At 60.8% G+C, this 1,013-nt stretch carries 1 protein-coding gene; it reads left to right on the top strand.

All coding sequences use genetic code 11. The features are described 5' to 3' along the window. Positions 1–820, top strand: an 820-nt coding sequence (locus CW742_RS15310) for a class I SAM-dependent methyltransferase (RefSeq protein ID WP_292421908.1), incomplete at its 5' end; no start/stop codon positions are given. Positions 821–1,013: the final 193 nt, after the last annotated feature.

The following is a 1,013-nucleotide window of genomic DNA, read 5'->3' as shown; positions in this document are numbered from 1 at the left end:
GCACCGGTACGGCGGCGGGCTTGCAAAACCGGCCGCGGTCTTTGCCGACCCCCGGCCGTTCATCCACTTCACCACCGTGCCCCTGATGCAGGAAGCCCGGGCGGCGTTCGTCCGGCTCATGGCGGATTCCCTGCCGGTGTTTCCCGATCCGGTCCGGTTCATGGACATCGGCTGCGGGAACGGGGCATTGACCGCAGATGTCCTGTCGGGCCTGATACAGACGGGGAAGATACGGGAGATTGCAGAGGTCCTGCTCATCGACCCGTCGCCCGCGATGACATCCCTTGCCGAGAAGACGGTCCGGGCTGCGTTTCCGGATACTCCCATCCGCATCGCCCACGGGAGGATCCAGGACTGTTCGGCCGAAATCGATCGCAAGTACGACATCGCAATGAGCTCGCTTGCCTACCACCATATGCCGGTGGAGGAGAAACGCATCCACCTGCAGCGGCTCAAACCCCGGATCGACCACTTCCTCCTCTTCGAGATGGACGCCGACCACGACACGCACGACCGGTATGCGCCCGCCCTTGCCCTTGCCGTATACCAGTCCTACGGCCGGATCTTCGACCGTATCTATGCCCACGACGGGCCTGTTGAAGTGGCAAACGAGTGCATCGACATGTTCCTCATGACCGAGGTTGCCTCCATCCTCTCCGATCCACGGGGGAAAAGGAGCGACTACCACATGCTGCGGAGCCAGTGGAAGGAGCTGCTCGACGATGTGCTCGTCCCTGAGTTCACCCACATGGGCGATTCCTCCTGCACATCCGATGAGCGGATGGGGCTTTTTATGCTCCACTACGGAAGGTGCGGGTGAGGGGCCGGCTCAACCGGGTTTTCGATACGAAAGCCGGGCTGAACGTGCTCGATCTCTGATGCTTTTTTTTTGAGCGCATCCTCTCCATCAGGATGCGGAGTTTTACAAGCTGCCGGATGATTTCAGGGTCGAGACAGACCATCGTGAAAAGGACGGTGAACGAGGCGTACGATTCCTGACGCCTCGGGAGAGA

The organism is Methanoregula sp., assembly GCF_002835825.1.
Lineage (GTDB): Archaea > Halobacteriota > Methanomicrobia > Methanomicrobiales > Methanospirillaceae > Methanoregula.
The sequence above is the reverse complement of the archived record's forward strand: the minus strand, read 5'-3'. Positions and strand labels throughout refer to the sequence as shown.